Here is a 17,640-nt window from a genome sequence, read left to right as displayed (position 1 = left end):
TTATCCACCTATACTTTCTATATGTTCTTCAATTAAACGATGTAAATCATCTTCACTCCATACTAAAATATTTAGCGCTTTTGCTTTTTCTAACTTACTACCGGCATCTTCTCCTGCAATGACAATATCTGTTTTAGCAGATACACTTCCTGTCACTTTTCCACCTAATTTAACAATGTACTCAGACGCCTGTGTTCTTGTGAAACGTTCTAATTTCCCTGTTAAAACAACTGTTTTATCTGTTAGGACACTTTGTGCAACATCTGACTTTTGAATACCTGTATACGTCATATTCACATGTGCTTTTTCTAGTTTCTCTAATAATACATGCACTTCTGGAAGTTTAAAATATGTCACAACGCTTTCTGCAATAACCATACCTATGCCATCAATCGCAACTAATTCTTCGATGGTGGCTTGTCGCAAAGCTTGTATACTCCCAAAAGCACTTGATAATTGTTGTGCTTGTTTACTACCAACATGACGAATACCTAATCCAAATAATAATTTTTCCATTGAGTGATGACGACTATTGTCGATAGACGTTAATAAATTAGTTGCTGTTTTTTCTTGTACTTTATCCAATTCTAATAATTGTTCAAGTGTCAAATAGTATAAGTCTGCAACATCTTCAATCAAATGTGCATCAAATATTTTTGCACTGATTTTTGTACCCATACCTAATATTGCCATGGCTTGTCGTGAAACGAAGTGGGAAACACCTTCTTTAATTTGAGCAGCACAGTGTGGATTGATACAACGCAAAGCTACTTCATCTTGTAAATGAACAAGTTGACTTTGACATTCTGGACAATGTGTAGGTATATCGTATACCACTGATTGTTTCGGTCTTTTTTCTAATAGTACGGTTTTAATTTCAGGTATAATATCGCCTGCTTTATGTAAGATAACAGTATCCCCTAGACGAATATCTTTTTCTTTCAATAAGTCAACATTATGCAAACTGGCACGTTGCACAGTTGAACCTGCAACAAAAACAGGTTCCATAATGGCTGTTGGCGTCACAACGCCTGTTCTGCCGACAGTCCATTGAATATCGAGTATTTTTGTTTGCACTTCTTCTGCCGGAAATTTATAGGCAATCGCCCATTTTGGAGCTTTTACTGTATAACCTATTTCTTCTCGTTGTTGGAAATCATTGACTTTAATGACAATACCATCAATATCATACGGTAAATTTTGTCGTTCTTGGCTAATCGTTTCTATGTATGACCAAACATCATCAATCGAACGATATATTTTTGTTTCTGGATTAATTTTTAAACCAACTTGTTTTAATGCTTGTAACAATTGTTCTTGTGTGTCAATACTAGGAATATCTCCACCATATAGGAATACATCTAATTGCCTTTTTGCCGTAATGGCACTGTCCAACTGTCTAAGACTTCCCGCTGCTGCATTGCGTGGATTGGCAAAAATTGGCTCTCCTAATAATTCACGTTGTTCATTTAAAGAAACAAATGCACTTTTAGGCATAAAACATTCTCCACGTGCCTCTAATGTGATATTTTCTTGCAACTTTAAAGGAATAGATGAAATGGTTTTTAAATTTTGCGTAATGTCTTCGCCAATGCGCCCATCTCCTCTTGTTGCTCCCGTCACGAATTTTCCATTAACATATTTTAACGAGATAGCTAAACCATCAATTTTCAACTCACAAGTGTAGGCAACTTCTTGATGAATACTATCTTTTATACGTTTGTCAAATTGTATTAAGTCTTCTTTACTAAAAGCATTTGACAAGCTTAACATCGGTGTATCATGCTCTATTTTTTGAAAACCTTGTAAAATCACACCTCCTACTTTTTGTGTAGGGGAGTCTTCTGTTATAAATTCTGGATTCTCTTTTTCTAACGCCACTAATTCTTTGTATAAAGCATCATAATCAGAGTCACTTATTGTTGGATTATCTAAAACATAATATTGATAATTATGTTTTTGTATCACCGTCCGTAGCTCTTCAATACGTTTTTTTGCTATTTGATTAGCCATTGTATACTCCTCGTCTTATAAAATTATCAAAGTAAAAGATAAATTTAGATTTTTTCAACTGGTGCAAATGCTGCTAACAGTGTCTTAATGCCTTGGTTTTCAAATGCAATATCTATTGTTGTATCTACATCTTTACCACTAATTCGCACAACTCTACCAATACCCCATTTTGTATGTTTTACTTTATCACCAACACTAAATTGTCGGTTCTCTTGCGTCACAACTTTCTTTTGTACAAAAGGTACTTTAAATGGTTTTGTTATCGTTGTTTGTGGTGTTATATTTTCAGGTACATCAACATACACATCGCTAATCTCTTCTAAAAAGCGTGAAGCTCTATTTCGTTTAACATCACCATATAGCAATCTAGAACTGGCATGTGTCAGAAATAATTTTTTCTCTGCCCGAGTCATCCCAACATACATCAAGCGTCTTTCTTCCTCTATATCTTCTTCAAACACACTTCTACTTGAAGGAAAAATAGTTTCTTCCATACCCACTATAAACACAACTGGAAATTCTAATCCTTTGGCTGCATGTAGTGTCATCAATGTGACATAATGCTCATTTGTTTCATCTTCTTCAAGCGTTCCGTCCAAAGCAAAATCGGACAAGAAACGCGTTAATGGAGAAATTACTTCTTCTATATCTTCTAAATTTTCTGTTTGTAATTGTTCATCAAATGTTTTGGTAACAGACTTAAATTCTTGAATATTTTCTAGTCTTGCTTGAGCTTCTAATGTCCCTTCCATTTCAAGACATTCAGTATATCCTGATTTTTCTAGTAACATATCTAATAATTGTGTTATCGTCGATTCTTCCAATGCTATTTGGCATTTTTTAATAAGCGCTACAAAAGATAAAATCCCATTTTTTGCCTTTGTTCCTAAACCAGTTTCTTCTAAGTGCTCTGTTGCTTCAAAAAGAGAATAATTACGTTCTCTTGCAAAACTAGCTAATTTTTCCAAGCTTGTTTTTCCAACACTACGCTTAGGTACATTCACAACTCTCTCAAAACTCAAATCGTCTTTTGGATTATCAATCAAACGTAAATACGCTAAAATATCTTTGATTTCTAATCTATCATAGAATCGTAATCCCCCGTAAATTTTATAAGGTATAGCGTATTGCATAAATGCTTCTTCAAGAGAACGAGATTGTGCATTGGTACGATATAATACAGCTATATCATTATATTTTGATACATACACTTTTTCTGTTTGTAATTGCTTAATTTTTTGAGCAACATAACTCGCTTCATCTTTTTCTGAAAAGGCATTGTAAAGTGTAATCGTATCTCCTGTATCATTTTGTGTCCATAATGTTTTAGCGACACGCTCTTGATTATTATCTATTACATTATTCGCTGCATTTAAAATGGTTTTAGTGGAACGATAATTTTGTTCCAGTAAAACTGTTTTTGCATTTGGAAAGTCTTTTTCAAAATTTAAAATATTGCTCATGTCAGCACCACGCCAACCATAAATACTTTGATCGGCATCCCCAACGACACAAATATTTTTAAAATAACGGCTTAATTGTCTAACTAATGTATACTGTGTTTTATTCGTATCTTGATACTCGTCAACATGAATATAGTGGAATTTTTGTTGATAATAGCTCAATACATCAGGATATTGTTCAAATAATTCCACAGTTTTCATAATTAGGTCATCAAAATCAAACAACTGATTTTTCATCAGCAAGTTTTGATAATCTTGATAACAGTCTGCAATAACATCCTCAAACCACGTAGATGCTTCCTCTTTCATACTTTCGGGTGTTAATAATTGGTTTTTTGCATCACTAATAACAGAAAGTAATACTTTTTCATTTACCTTTTTTGGATCGTATCCTCTTTCTTTGATAACACGCTTCATCAATGTTTTTTGTTCACTTGTATCGGCAATAGAAAATTGACGAGAATAACCAATCAGTTCTGCTTCTCGTCTTAAAATACGTACGCACATGGAGTGAAATGTCGATACCCACATATCACGGGTCACATGACCTACTAATAACTCTAATCTCTCTTTCATTTCTTTTGCGGCTTTATTTGTGAATGTAATGGCTAAAATATTCCACGGATTGACATGCTTTTCTTCCACCAAATAGGCAATACGATGTGTTAAAACACGTGTTTTTCCGCTACCAGCACCCGCCATAATCAGTAATGGTCCTTCTGTATGTTGAACAGCTTCTTTTTGACGTTCGTTCATTTTTTCAAGTAATTTACTCATCTATCTATCCTTTGTCATAAGACTATATTCTTCTAAAAAGTATACCAAAATTCATAGGGTAATACTAGTAAACACGTCGATGTCTAATAGAAAAATAGATTTCTTAGTATTTTTTCTTGCGAGAGTTTTTTCATTTTTATATAATACGCATATTGAGTAAAGAAAAGGAGTTATCCATGAGTATATTAAACGTTGAACATTTAACACATGGTTTTGGGGATCGTGCTATTTTTGATGATGTATCATTTCGATTATTAAAAGGGGAACATATTGGTCTAATAGGTGCGAATGGAGAAGGAAAATCTACATTTATGAATATTATCACGGGAAAATTACAACCCGATGAAGGAAAAGTCGAATGGTCAAAGCGTGTACGTGTTGGTTATTTAGACCAGCATACTGTTTTAGAACAGGGAATGAGTATTCGTCAAGTACTACAAAGCGCATTTGAACACTTGTATGACATTGAAACAAGAATAAACGACATCTATATGGAAATGGCAAATGAGAATGCTGACATGGATAGCTTAATGGAAGAAGTAGGTGAACTTCAAGAGTTACTAGAGCATCATGATTTTTATATTATTGATGCAAAAGTTGAAGAAGTTGCTCGTGCTCTTGGCATTAGTGCATTCGGTTTAGACTCTGATGTAACAGAACTAAGTGGTGGTCAACGTACAAAAATTTTGCTGGCAAAATTACTTTTGGAAAAACCTGATATTTTATTATTAGACGAGCCTACAAACTATTTAGATGCCGAGCATATTGAATGGCTCCGTAGATATTTACAAGAATACGAAAATGCGTTTATTTTAATTTCTCATGATATTCCATTTTTAAATAGTGTTATCAATTTAATTTATCACATGGACAACCAGTCTTTAACACGTTATATCGGAGATTATGATAAATTCCAAGAAGTATATGCTATGAAAAAAGCACAAATTGAGGCAGCCTATAATCGTCAACAAAAAGAAATTGCAGACTTAAAAGATTTTGTTGCACGTAATAAAGCACGCGTATCGACACGTAACATGGCTATGTCGCGTCAAAAAAAATTAGATAAAATGGATAAAATCGAACTAGTTCAAGAAAAACCAAAACCGTCTTTTCATTTCCTACCCGCTAGAACTCCTGGACGTTTTATTTTTCAAGCAGAAAATCTTGTTATCGGCTACGATACACCTTTAACACAGCCTTTAAACTTAACAATGGAACGTGGACAAAAAATTGCAATTATTGGTTCAAATGGTATCGGGAAAACAACTTTGTTAAAAAGTTTGTTAGGGCTTATCCAAACTCTTGAGGGGAAAGTTGAAAAAGGAGAATTTTTAGAGATAGGTTACTTTGAACAAGAAATGTCTGGAGATTTATCTAAAACATGCCTAAATGAGATATGGGACACATTCCCTTATTTAAATCAAGCTGAAGTGAGAGCTGCTCTTGCAAAATGTGGCTTAACAACAAAACACATCGAAAGTCAAGTACGTGTTTTAAGTGGGGGAGAACAAGCAAAAGTGCGCTTATGTAAACTACAAAATCAAGAAAGTAATGTACTCATTTTAGATGAACCAACCAATCACTTAGATGTAGATGCTAAAGAAGAATTAAAACGAGCATTAAAAGAATATAAAGGAAGTATTTTAATGGTGTGTCATGAACCAGAGTTTTACGAAGGACTTATCACAGATATTTGGGACTTTTCAAAATACTCCGTAAAACGTGGGTAATTGTATATCAAAAGAGATAAATCTGTTATCGATTTATCTCTTTTGATGTATTTAAAAGAATAAACTTAATAAAGCAAGTATAGGTAGTCCGCCTTGCTTTAATATAATGGATTTTTGTGAAGTAAATCCTCCATAAAGGGCACATATAAAGATATACACAAGAATAATGGCACTGATTTCAATAGCATTTTCAGAAAATAAAGTAGCGTATAATAAAACGACTCCAAGTAATCCGTTATAAATACCTTGATTTTTAAACAATGTCTTAACTGTACTTCCTTTTAATTCCTCCTGTGAAATATTGAATACACGAGATGTATTTTTAGAATCTGTCACAATCGTTTCTAAATACATAATATAAAAACATTCTAGGGCCGTTAAAACAACTAAAATGATTGATAAAATAGACATGCTATTCCTCCGTTATAGTATTTAAGCTATCATCAAGTTTCCTTAATAAATCTACTGTTTGATGAAGATCAGATTGTGTAAAACTTTCATCAATAGCTTTTTGTAATAGAGTTTGATGCTCATGACATTTTTCAATGCTTTTTCTTGCTTTATCTGTTAAATACACTAAAACTTCTCGGTTATTTTCAGGATTTCTTTTTCTAGTGACATAACCTTTTTCCTCTAACACTTTCAAATGTCGTGTAACGGCGGCTGAATCAATTTGTAAATGTTCTTGAAGTCTATTTTGTGAACAACCATTATTTTGGCTAATTTCCATAATCATTTCGTATCTTGTCAAACTAAAACCTGTTACGTGTTCAAATAATTGCGTTATTTTTTGATCGAGTAATTTAATTTGATAAAACAACTGACTCATTTCTCTTAATGACATCACATCACCTCTTTTATGTAGTTTACCAAACAATAATTGATTTGTCAATTATTGATTTATCAAAGGAATTTCTTTATGATTATAACAACAACTAAAATAAGTACTAAAATACTTACGAATAAAATAAATAGTATATCGAGTGGTTGCTCGATAATCTCTTGCACAAAACCTACTTGTTTCATTGGAAAACGGATTGGTTCACCAATATATCCTAACGGAGCATCATAGACGACTGTATTCTCCTTTAAATAAATATTTCCTAGCCTATCTTTTTTGACAAATACACTAAACGATTTATCCAATTCTATTTTTGTATTGTGAATGGTGTGTGTTCCTACTGGTAATAATTCTGTTTCTTCATAGTCACGATACACGTGGCTTGCTAGAGCATTTGCTATTTTGTGCCGTGCATATTTATCTTCTTCATTATCCCACTTTCCTACACCTAATACGACTTCAATCAATCGTTTGTTTCCACGTTTAACTGTTTGAATATAATTTAATTGTGCTCCCGGACTAGAACCTGTTTTTAAGCCGTCTACACCTTCAAAAAAAGTTCCTCCTTGTTGTAATGACACATTTGTATTTGTTAACAACTCTGCATAAGGTGTTTTCTCATTAACGATAACTTCATAATACTTCGTATATTCTAAAATCTCTTCATGCTCTTGCAATAAAGAAAAACATAAACGTGCTAAATCTTGCGCCGTAGATTGACTAGGCATTGATTCATCGTAATGCGGGGTATGAATAAAGCCTTGAAAATCGTGTGTAATAGCTCCAGTAGGATTTGTAAAAGAAGTCTTTACCATACCTAATTTTTTTGCTTTTTGATTCATTTGATCAATGAACAATGATATATCATTATTTGTGACAGCTTTTGCTAGCATAATCGTAGCAACATTAGAGGAACTCATTAAAGACATGAATAGTAAATCTTCAATACTATATGCTCGATTTTTGACGATTGTTGTATTACTTAATAAATAAATTTGACTTATTTTTTCATCTTCTTCTGTTGCATAAAGAATGGTGTCTTTTGTGAATTGTCCACTCTTCATTGCATCTAACACTAAATAAACGGTCATCAATTTAGCTAAACTCGCTGTTTCCCAAATTTTTTCAGAATTTTCTTCAAACAAAATTTGTCCCGTATCTGCATCTACAACAAGTGCAGATACGGGTACTTGTTGCGATGTCAGACCTTCTTGTTTAACAATATCTACCAAAGAAATCTGTTGATGTGCCAATGTGATTGAAAGCGAAGAAATGATATAAATAACGCAAGTACATACTAAAAATAATTTAAAAAATATCCTTTTTTTACTAGACATATAACCCTCCTACAACTGTATTATATACTTAATACAGTTGTAGAGCAAGAATTTTTCTTGACACACTTTTATCGCTTTGTTATAATCGTGTCAATATTATAAGCGATGAAAAAGATAGTAGTTTATTGATCGTGTCTTGAAGAGAGTTAGCGTTGGGTGAAAGCTAATACAATCAATAAGTGAAGTACACTTTGGAGCTACTTGTGTGAACAAGCGTTTAACAAGCGATAATTGTACGAGTGATTTGTTTTATAAACAAATAATTTGGGTGGTAACACGGTATTAATCGTCCCTAGTCCTTTGGATTAGGGACGTTTATTTATGTTTTAGGAGGTTTTTATATGTCAATTATTCAAGATTTAGCATGGAGAGGTGCTATCAATCAACAAACAGATGAGAAAGGTTTAGAAGAGCTTACGAATAAACAAAAAATTGCTGTTTATTGCGGTGTCGATCCGACAGGTGATAGCATGCATATTGGTCACTTAATTCCATTTATGATTTTACGTCGCTTTCAATTAGCAGGACATCAACCCGTTATTTTAATTGGTGGTGCAACTGGTTCTATTGGTGATCCTAGTGGTCGTACGAGCGAACGTCAGTTACAGTCTATGGAAACTGTACAAAAAAATGTTGAAAAATTAACAGCTCAAATGAAAAAATTATTTGTAACATCTGATGAAGATAAATCAGCTGTTAAGTTCGTTAATAATCATGATTGGACAAAAGATTTATCATTACTAGATTTTTTACGTGATTTCGGTAAACATTTTAATGTGAATACAATGCTTTCTAAAGATATTGTGGCAAGTCGTTTAGAAACTGGGATTTCATTTACTGAATTTTCGTACCAAATTTTACAATCTATGGACTTTTTACATCTATTTGAACATGAGAATGTCCAACTACAAATTGGTGGTGCAGATCAATGGGGAAATATTACAGCAGGACTTGAATTGATTCGTAAGAAAAAAGGTCATGAAGCTCAAGCATATGGATTAACTATTCCTTTAATGTTAAAATCTGACGGTACTAAATTTGGAAAAACAGCTGGTGGTGCTGTATGGTTAGATCCCGAAAAAACAACTCCTTATGAATTTTATCAATTTTGGTTAAATCAAGATGACCGTGATGTTATCAAATATTTAAAATACTTCACTTTCCTGTCTAAAGAAGAAATTGAAACATTGGAACATTGTGTTGAAACAGAACCTCATAAAAGAGAAGCTCAAAAACGTTTGGCTGAAGAAGTCACACTCTTCGTTCATGGAGAGCAAGCTTTAAAAGACGCCTTAAAAATTTCACAAGCTCTATTTTCTGGAGATATTAAAACATTAAATGCTTCAGAAATTGAACAAGGTTTTAAAAATATGCCTACATTTGAAACGACTACACCTAATGCTAATTTTGCAGAGTGGTTAGTTGATATTGGTATCGAACCTAGTCGTCGTCAATCACGTGAAGATATTAAAAATGGTGCGATTACCTTGAATGGTGAAAAAATAACCGATATTGACTTTACTATTACAGGTGAATATTCTTTTGAAGAAAAATTTATTATTATTCGTCGTGGTAAAAAGCATTACTTCTTAATAAAATTAGTGAAATAAAGATTATAGAACTACCCTCAAAATAATTTAAACGAGATGAACTGATTGATTCCACAAACAATCAGTTCATCTCGTTATTTTCAATTTCTCTACAAGCGTATATAATCCTTATTCTGTATGATATATACTCTTCATTTAACTGATCTTTATCTTTGTTCTTCATTGACGACATGTGTGAACCACTTTATAATAAAGAAAAAAACTAGAGAGGCTTGCATCGTGGACTATAAAAAAATTGCAGATATAGCATTATTAGCTGGAAAAATCATGTTAGAGAGCAATGCTGAAACATATCGTGTTGAAGAAACAGTCGAACATATTTTAAAACTGTCGTTATTAGAACATACTGAAGCATTTGTTCTACCTACTGGCATTATGATTACATTAGATGATACAAGTATTAAGGCTATTTCATTGATACATAGGGTGAAAACAAGAACAACTGATTTAAGGAAAATCCATAAAGTAAACGATATTTCTAGAAATTTATGCGCAAATAGATTATCAATCGAGGATGCTTATGAACAATTAACAACACTTGATGAACAAGAATATAGTCAGTTATCAATAGATATTGCGACATTGATTTTAGCCATTGGATTTACTATTATGTTAGGTGGAAATATATATGACAGTACTGTAACATTATTAAATGCAATTTTTCTTGTTCTTATTTTTAGAGTGGGGCGTTTTTTAAAATCTACAACTTTTTTCTCAAACGTGATTGCCTCTATTATTGCCGCAATTATTGGGACTATTTTCGTGAAACAATTTCCTCATCATTTGTCATTAGACGCCATCATGGTAGGTAGTATCATGCCAATGGTACCAGGAACAATTATTACAAATGCCATTCGAGATACATTCCACGGTGATTATTTATCTGGCTTTGCAAGATGTGCAGAAGCTGTCATCATTGCTCTTTCTATTGCGTTAGGAGTAGCCGTAGGGCTTATTTTATCAGGAGGAGGGAACTTAATTTCATGATGTCGTTAATTGTTGCAATTATATCGTCCTTTGTTGCTGTATATGCGGGAGCTATCATGATTAATGCTCCTAAAAAATTTCTTATCCCTGCAGGAATAGGTGGACTTATTTGTTGGATTGCATATTTTTTATTACTCCCAATAACTGGTATGCTAGCCAACTTCTATGCCAGTTTACTCGTTGCACTATACAGTCAACTCATGGCTCGTGTTTACAAAACACCTGTAACAATGTTTTTTATTCCAGGTTTTTTACCAATAGTACCTGGACTAGCTATTTTTAGATGTGTTTATTTTTACATCAGTGGAAATGCTATAAAATTTAATCAATATTTATCAGAAACCATTCAAATTGCGACGTTAATTGCTTTAGCTATTTTTATTATTGATGCATTATTCAAATCAAATAAACGTATTGCTAGTCTATATAAAAACCAAAAAAAATAGGCTCTTCGTCAAATCTTATTGGTGGGACTCTACTTCCGCTAATAAGATTGATTATAGAACCAAAAATAACCGTATGCACGGTTATTTTTTTTGAACAGCATGAATTGCATCAACAAATATTTTTTTTGTAAAATAGCCATTTTGTAATAAATAGCTAAATTGTTCAACATTCGTCACTAATTCTTGATAACGTTGCTCCGTCATTTCCGAAAGAACATGATTTAATTCTTCTAGGGAATCCACAATAATCCCCAATCCATTCTCTTCGATAAGTTGTTGATTAGAAATACCTTTTCTAGCAATAATCGGGATCCCAGCAGATAAATATGTGCTTATTTTATATGATACATTCATTGTCATATATTGACTCCAAAAGTTATTTTCAGACCATACTAAACCAAACCCACCTTCAGATAAAGCTAATAATAGTTGATCCCGATTATGCCATCCTCTAAATTGAACATTAACACCCTCTTTTAATTCGGCATCAGAGCCATATAACCGCAAAACATAGTCTAAATGCCAGTTATTACAAAACTCAAACTTACGTGCTTGTCCTGCAAAATGAACAATTTTCTTAAAACTAGGTTTATTCAATGTTAAATGGTGTGTAAAATCCCATATTTGTTGGAAAATAACACGTTCATTTTTTAATCCAGCTTCTTTTAAACGTTCGTACATTTTAGCAGTTGGTAAAATCAATGCATCGGCTAAATTGAATAATTCTATTGTTTCATCCATTAAATAATAATTGCCGTCAAACATCAATGGAATGACATCATGAACAAAAATAATCAATTTTAAGCGATTATATAATTTTAATTTATAAATCAATTTTTTATCAAATTCCATACCATTCCAAGTTGGAAATTGGACGAATACGATATCTTGATGAGAAATACCTGCCACAATCCCATCCAATCGTTTGCTTAATTCTGATTCTGAATCAACAGAAACAGGATAAGCATAAATAGATAATTCATTAAACCCCATATCTCTTGCAACCGATGCTATCATTTGTTGTGCATTTTGAGCAGTACTAATACTGGCATGCCCGTGCAAACTTGTTATATGAACTCTCATATTTTATCTCCTTCTCATTATCTTCTGTATATTATCATAAAAATACTGTAACACATTTTTCAGATAATGTCTTATATTTACTTAAAAAGAGAGTAGGCCTACCTACTCTCTTTTATGACATTTTTAATCTAAAGGTTCCTCTGCTTCTCTTTTCTTTTTAGCAGCGATTAAACCTGCACCACCAAGTAACATACCTACACCTAATAATCCAGCACTTTGATCTTTTTGTCCCGTATGAGGTAATACTTGTTGTACTTTATCAGCCATTTCTGACATAGTTGTAGTACCACTATTATCTAACATACTTGAAGCACCATCTGCATTCTCTGGAGTTTCTGATCCGACTAAAATCAATAGAGGTTTATCTGAAATACCTGGAATAATATCTGTGTTATGGTTATTACCCCCTGATATTTCACTCATTGACAGACTTTCACTTGTGCTTAGTGACTGACTTGTTGACAAGCTTTCACTTGTACTTAATGACTGACTTGTTGATAGGCTTTCGCTTGTGCTCAATGACTCACTTGTTGACAAGCTTTCACTTGTACTTAGTGACTCACTTGTTGATAAGCTTTCACTTGTACTTAATGATTGGCTTGTTGACAAGCTTTCACTTGTGCTTAGTGATTGACTTGTTGACAAGCTTTCGCTTGTACTTAAGGATTGACTTGTCGATAAGCTTTCACTTGTACTTAAGGATTGGCTTGTTGACAAGCTTTCACTTGTACTTAAGGATTGACTTGTCGATAAGCTTTCACTTGTACTTAAGGATTGGCTTGTTGACAAGCTTTCACTTGTGCTTAGTGACTCACTCGTTGATAAGCTTTCACTTGTGCTTAGTGACTCACTTGTTGATAAGCTTTCACTTGTACTTAAGGATTGGCTTGTTGACAAGCTTTCACTTGTGCTTAGTGATTGACTTGTTGACAAGCTTTCGCTTGTACTTAAGGATTGACTTGTCGATAAGCTTTCACTTGTACTTAATGATTGGCTTGTTGACAAGCTTTCACTTGTACTTAAGGATTGACTTGTCGATAAGCTTTCACTTGTACTTAAGGATTGGCTTGTTGACAAGCTTTCACTTGTGCTTAGTGACTGACTTGTTGACAAGCTTTCACTTGTACTTAAGGATTGGCTTGTCGATAAGCTTTCACTTGTGCTTAATGACTGACTTGTTGATAAGCTTTCACTTGTACTTAGTGACTGACTTGTTGACAAGCTTTCACTTGTACTTAAGGATTGGCTTGTTGACAAGCTTTCACTTGTGCTTAGTGATTGACTTGTCGATAAGCTTTCACTTGTACTTAAGGATTGGCTTGTCGATAAGCTTTCACTTGTGCTTAGTGATTGACTTGTTGACAAGCTTTCGCTTGTACTTAAGGATTGACTTGTCGATAAGCTTTCACTTGTACTTAAGGATTGGCTTGTTGACAAGCTTTCGCTTGTACTTAGTGATTGACTTGTTGACAAGCTTTCACTTGTACTTAAGGATTGACTTGTCGATAAGCTTTCACTTGTGCTTAATGACTGACTTGTCGATAAGCTTTCACTTGTACTTAAGGATTGGCTTGTCGATAAGCTTTCACTTGTGCTTAGTGATTGACTTGTTGACAAGCTTTCGCTTGTACTTAAGGATTGACTTGTCGATAAGCTTTCACTTGTACTTAAGGATTGGCTTGTTGACAAGCTTTCGCTTGTACTTAGTGATTGACTTGTTGACAAGCTTTCGCTTGTGCTCAATGATTGGCTTGTTGACAAGCTTTCACTTGTACTTAAGGATTGACTTGTCGATAAGCTTTCACTTGTGCTTAATGACTGACTTGTCGATAAGCTTTCACTTGTACTTAAGGATTGGCTTGTTGACAAGCTTTCGCTTGTGCTTAGTGATTGACTTGTTGACAAGCTTTCACTTGTGCTTAATGACTGACTTGTTGACAAGCTTTCGCTTGTGCTTAATGACTGACTTGTTGACAAGCTTTCGCTTGTGCTTAATGATAAGCTTTTACTATCGACAGTTTCACCTGTTCTAAATGATGTTCCAGCAGGGATTGGTTGCCCTTGAAGTGCAGAACGAAACATGGCAGGACGAATGTCTACTAATTCATTATTGACAGTTTCCGTTAATGTTGTATCTTTCTCATTTAAGAGTACTTCTGAGTGAGCTATCACTTCAGAATCAGATGTACTTAGTGATTCTGAGGTACTTTGAGATAATGATACACTTTCAGAATCAGACAATGATGCATCTTTTTCAGAAGATGCACTATCTTCCGTATTCTTTTCTGTTGTTAATACAACTTTCTCTTTATTCGCAATAACATTTTCTGTTTCAGCTACTTTTTCGATATAAGTTGTATCATCTTGGGCATATGCTTGTGTTGATGTCACAATGGCAGTTCCACCAAGTAAAGCACCAGCTGTAGTTAGCCCTTTTAATAAATTGGCATTTGTTTTTTGTGTGTCTAATTCATCAATTTCTAAGGACGTAGTATCCATTAGTACTTCTGCTTTGGCACCACGAAACAGCCTAAACAACCCTATTTTTGATAGAGCAATTCGAATCCAATTTTTGCCTGATTTATGCAATGCAAAACGCGTGACACGGTCTGTTTCAACAAATTCTCCATCATAAATTTTCTTTTTTTTCATAAACGACTTGTCGTATCCTTTCTTACTATATAGAATCTTTATTTTCACTTACCTTTTATTCGTAAAATAAACATTAACCGAATTATACCATACCCCCCCCGAATGAAAATAGTTTTTCAATAAAAAAAGCACTTTTCAAAAAAAAATAATACGGAATTTCTCTTTTTATTGCTAAAAATGACAAAAAAGTACACAAATCAATGTGTACTTTCTTGTTATTATAATAATGTCATCAATTCAATATCTGGATATTTATCTATAAACCAACGTTCTGCAAAACTATTTTCAAATAAAAATACTGGATTTCCAAATCTATCCCTTGCTAGTAAATTCCGACTCGATGACATATTTGGATCTAAGTCTTCCTCTTTAATCCATCTTGCAATTTTATTTCCCATTGGTGTCATGACTACTTCGGAATTATATTCGTTTAATAAGCGATATTGGAACACTTCAAATTGTAATTGCCCAACTGCTCCTAAAATATAATCTTCTGTATGATAAGTTTTGTATAATTGAATAGCCCCCTCTTGAACGAGTTGTTCAACGCCTTTATGGAATGATTTCTGTTTCATAACATTTTTAGCTGTTACTTTCATAAAAATCTCTGGTGTAAATTGTGGTAAGGCTTCAAATTGCACTGCCTTTTTACCTGTATAAATGGTATCTCCAATTTGGAAATTTCCTGTATCGTATAGACCAATAATATCACCTGCAACAGCTGTTTGGACTGTTTCTCTAGAGTCTGCCATAAATTGTGTTGTATGCGATAGTTTCATTTTTTTATTGGTACGATTCACCACAACATCCATTCCTGGTGTAAATTCCCCTGAACAAATACGTACGAATGCTATTCTATCGCGGTGAGCAGGATTCATATTCGCTTGGATTTTAAAAATAAATCCTGTAAATTCAGGTGTATTTGGCTCAACAGCATCTCCTGTCTCCGTTTTTGTTGGTTGAGGTTCTGGTGCAAAGTCAACATATGCATCTAAGAATGTTTGAACGCCAAAACCTGTTAAGGCTGATCCAAAAAATACAGGTGTTAATTCACCTTGTTCGATAGCTTCCTTAGAAAAGGCATTTCCTGCTTCATCTAATAATAAAATATCCTCTAATGTTTGATCATAAATAGATGATGTTTTGAATGCATAGTCACCGTCAACTTCACCACTATCATTCAGTGGTAAATAATCATTGCCTCCATTTTCTTCTGGATGAGTAAGCTCGACACGTTTATTGTAGCGGTCATACAATCCTAAAAAGTTTTTCCCCATTCCCATTGGCCAGTTCATTGGATAGGCGTGTATGTCTAAGACATCTTCTAATTCAGCAACTAATTCTAATGGTTCACGCCCGTCACGGTCTAATTTATTGATAAATGTAAAAATCGGAATACCTCTCATACGGCAAACTTTAAATAGTTTTTTTGTTTGTGGTTCAATCCCTTTAGCCGAATCAATAACCATAACGGCGCTGTCCACAGCCATTAACGTACGGTACGTATCTTCCGAAAAATCTTCATGCCCTGGTGTATCGACAATATTAACGCGTTTTCCGTCATAATCCACTTGCATGACAGAACTTGTCACAGAAATACCACGTTGCTTTTCAATCTCCATCCAGTCAGACTTAGCAAATTTTCCTGTTTTCTTTCCTTTAACTGTTCCGGCTTGACGAATCGCTCCACCGTATAGTAGTAATTGTTCAGTAATCGTCGTTTTCCCTGCATCTGGATGCGATATAATGGCAAATGTGCGACGTTTTTGTATTTCACTCGTTAAACTCATTTTCTTCTCCTATTTCTTCTATTCACTCAAATCTTTTCTATTATACTTTATTTTTAGTATTTTTTAAATATGCATCATAGCTCGGTTGCGTGGAATATCCGACAAATTGTTGCAATAATAAAGCACGCATATCAGTACTATCTATTTCAACAAATAGTACATCGAATGTTTGTTGGTATGTGTATAAGACAGTTTCAATAAAATCAAGCATATCTGGTTTGCTTAATGTTCCGCCTATATAACAAATGGCAATGGTTTTTTCATCTACCTGTTCAGCAATCACATAGGCTGATGTGTCAAGAGTATAATAACAGTAGTGGGTCGTTACATCTTTAAGAAATACATCGTACCAGTCTTGTTTCGTTATTAGATTGCTCATAGGACTTACTTGCTCATGATTTTTACTATAATCTATGTAAAGTTGTTCTAATAAAATAGCAGGAATGGCAGAACCACATGATACAATATCAACCTTTGGACTTAAACATAACAAGGCTAGCGATGTGTCATATTCAAAACATTGCCGTCTGCGTTTAAATCCATTTTTTTGTAAAAACGAAACAGCAACATCTTCATCAGAATACACCGAACATTTTAATGTTTGTGAAGAATACTTTTCCAAACGCTTCAATAATGATGTACCAACACCTTTTCTTCTATGTGCATTTTCAACAAAGATAAATATCTCATCACAATAAGGATGATAGGGATTACGTCCTATAACCCCTGTCCCAATCACTTTTTCTTGTTCTTTAGCTGTAACAGCATATAAAAGATGTTCTTGTTGAAAAGGAACAAAGGATAAAATTGTTTGATGCCTTAAATTTTCAAAAAAATCATACATTTTTCCACCCGATTTCACAAAAAACCTTTATATTTTCACATTTTAGTATATAATAGAATTATATAAA

At 33.7% G+C, this 17,640-nt stretch carries 13 protein-coding genes and 1 other annotated feature; of the genes, 4 read left to right on the top strand and 9 right to left on the bottom strand.

Annotation, left to right across the window (positions count from 1 at the left end):
• Together ligA and pcrA are read right to left on the bottom strand one after the other, a co-directional pair.
• A complete protein-coding gene (ligA, locus tag GMA06_RS01020) occupies positions 1-2,013 on the bottom strand; it encodes an NAD-dependent DNA ligase LigA (protein WP_163561407.1) in 2,013 nt (670 codons plus the stop codon).
• Between the two features lie 44 nt (positions 2,014-2,057).
• Positions 2,058-4,253 (bottom strand): DNA helicase PcrA, encoded by a 2,196-nt coding sequence (gene pcrA, locus GMA06_RS01015; RefSeq protein WP_163561406.1) that lies wholly within the window; start codon positions 4,251-4,253, stop codon positions 2,058-2,060.
• 176 nt (positions 4,254-4,429) lie between these two features.
• Between pcrA and GMA06_RS01010 the strand changes: the two genes are divergently transcribed.
• Positions 4,430-5,983 carry an ABC-F family ATP-binding cassette domain-containing protein gene (locus GMA06_RS01010; RefSeq protein ID WP_163561405.1) on the top strand — a complete coding sequence of 518 codons (1,554 nt, stop codon included), beginning with the start codon at positions 4,430-4,432 and terminating at the stop codon, positions 5,981-5,983.
• Between the two features lie 51 nt (positions 5,984-6,034).
• On the opposite strand, the gene GMA06_RS01005 is transcribed toward GMA06_RS01010, so the two are convergent.
• Genes GMA06_RS01005 through GMA06_RS00995 form a run of 3 tightly spaced genes read right to left on the bottom strand, consistent with a single transcriptional unit; the run spans position 6,035 to position 8,161 of the window.
• Positions 6,035-6,394, bottom strand: a complete 360-nt coding sequence (locus GMA06_RS01005) for a DUF1304 domain-containing protein (protein ID WP_163561404.1) — start codon at positions 6,392-6,394, stop codon at positions 6,035-6,037.
• A gap of 1 nt (position 6,395) precedes the next feature.
• Entirely contained in the window at positions 6,396-6,827 is a 432-nt protein-coding gene (locus tag GMA06_RS01000; RefSeq protein WP_163561403.1) for a MarR family transcriptional regulator, read from the bottom strand.
• A gap of 59 nt (positions 6,828-6,886) precedes the next feature.
• The gene (locus GMA06_RS00995) at positions 6,887-8,161 is read right to left on the bottom strand and encodes a serine hydrolase (RefSeq protein ID WP_163561402.1); all 1,275 of its coding nucleotides are present in this window, start codon (positions 8,159-8,161) and stop codon (positions 6,887-6,889) included.
• A gap of 96 nt (positions 8,162-8,257) precedes the next feature.
• Positions 8,258-8,458: a binding site (T-box leader), on the top strand.
• A gap of 44 nt (positions 8,459-8,502) precedes the next feature.
• On the opposite strand from GMA06_RS00995, the gene tyrS reads away from it, so the two are divergent.
• From tyrS to GMA06_RS00980, 3 genes are all read left to right on the top strand, one after another.
• Entirely contained in the window at positions 8,503-9,771 is a 1,269-nt protein-coding gene (tyrS, locus tag GMA06_RS00990; RefSeq protein WP_163546608.1) for a tyrosine--tRNA ligase, read from the top strand.
• 219 nt (positions 9,772-9,990) lie between these two features.
• A complete protein-coding gene (locus GMA06_RS00985) occupies positions 9,991-10,758 on the top strand; it encodes a threonine/serine exporter family protein (RefSeq protein WP_163546609.1) in 768 nt (255 codons plus the stop codon).
• A complete protein-coding gene (locus GMA06_RS00980; protein WP_163561401.1) occupies positions 10,755-11,204 on the top strand; it encodes a threonine/serine exporter family protein in 450 nt (149 codons plus the stop codon). The genes GMA06_RS00985 and GMA06_RS00980 overlap by 4 nt, the downstream gene beginning before the upstream one ends.
• Before the next feature lie 81 nt (positions 11,205-11,285).
• Here GMA06_RS00980 and GMA06_RS00975 read toward each other — a convergent pair whose 3' ends face one another.
• The 4 genes from GMA06_RS00975 to GMA06_RS00960 form a co-directional block, all read right to left on the bottom strand.
• Positions 11,286-12,287 (bottom strand): sugar transferase, encoded by a 1,002-nt coding sequence (locus tag GMA06_RS00975; protein WP_163561400.1) that lies wholly within the window; start codon positions 12,285-12,287, stop codon positions 11,286-11,288.
• 123 nt (positions 12,288-12,410) lie between these two features.
• The gene (locus tag GMA06_RS00970; protein WP_163561399.1) at positions 12,411-14,939 is read right to left on the bottom strand and encodes an accessory Sec-dependent serine-rich glycoprotein adhesin; all 2,529 of its coding nucleotides are present in this window, start codon (positions 14,937-14,939) and stop codon (positions 12,411-12,413) included.
• Between the two features lie 218 nt (positions 14,940-15,157).
• Positions 15,158-16,729 (bottom strand): peptide chain release factor 3, encoded by a 1,572-nt coding sequence (locus tag GMA06_RS00965; protein ID WP_163561398.1) that lies wholly within the window; start codon positions 16,727-16,729, stop codon positions 15,158-15,160.
• 40 nt (positions 16,730-16,769) lie between these two features.
• Entirely contained in the window at positions 16,770-17,573 is an 804-nt protein-coding gene (locus GMA06_RS00960; protein WP_163561397.1) for a GNAT family N-acetyltransferase, read from the bottom strand.
• Positions 17,574-17,640 lie beyond the last annotated feature (67 nt).

Source organism: Granulicatella sp. zg-84, from assembly GCF_010892375.1.
Taxonomy (GTDB): Bacteria; Bacillota; Bacilli; order Lactobacillales; family Aerococcaceae; genus WM01.
Note: the sequence above shows the minus strand (reverse complement) of the source record. Positions and strands in the feature narration are given on the sequence as shown.

Bases quoted from the DNA above. Each gene is read 5' to 3' on its own strand.
- GMA06_RS00975 (WP_163561400.1), bottom strand. From the start codon at position 12,287: ATGAGAGTTCATATAACAAGTTTGCACGGGCATGCCAGTATTAGTACT.
- GMA06_RS00995 (WP_163561402.1), bottom strand. From the start codon at position 8,161: ATGTCTAGTAAAAAAAGGATATTTTTTAAATTATTTTTAGTATGTACT.
- GMA06_RS00960 (WP_163561397.1), bottom strand. From the start codon at position 17,573: ATGTATGATTTTTTTGAAAATTTAAGGCATCAAACAATTTTATCCTTT.
- pcrA (WP_163561406.1), bottom strand. From the start codon at position 4,253: ATGAGTAAATTACTTGAAAAAATGAACGAACGTCAAAAAGAAGCTGTT.
- GMA06_RS01005 (WP_163561404.1), bottom strand. From the start codon at position 6,394: ATGTCTATTTTATCAATCATTTTAGTTGTTTTAACGGCCCTAGAATGT.
- GMA06_RS00980 (WP_163561401.1), top strand. From the start codon at position 10,755: ATGATGTCGTTAATTGTTGCAATTATATCGTCCTTTGTTGCTGTATAT.
- tyrS (WP_163546608.1), top strand. From the start codon at position 8,503: ATGTCAATTATTCAAGATTTAGCATGGAGAGGTGCTATCAATCAACAA.
- GMA06_RS01000 (WP_163561403.1), bottom strand. From the start codon at position 6,827: ATGTCATTAAGAGAAATGAGTCAGTTGTTTTATCAAATTAAATTACTC.
- GMA06_RS01010 (WP_163561405.1), top strand. From the start codon at position 4,430: ATGAGTATATTAAACGTTGAACATTTAACACATGGTTTTGGGGATCGT.
- ligA (WP_163561407.1), bottom strand. From the start codon at position 2,013: ATGGCTAATCAAATAGCAAAAAAACGTATTGAAGAGCTACGGACGGTG.
- GMA06_RS00970 (WP_163561399.1), bottom strand. From the start codon at position 14,939: ATGAAAAAAAAGAAAATTTATGATGGAGAATTTGTTGAAACAGACCGT.
- GMA06_RS00965 (WP_163561398.1), bottom strand. From the start codon at position 16,729: ATGAGTTTAACGAGTGAAATACAAAAACGTCGCACATTTGCCATTATA.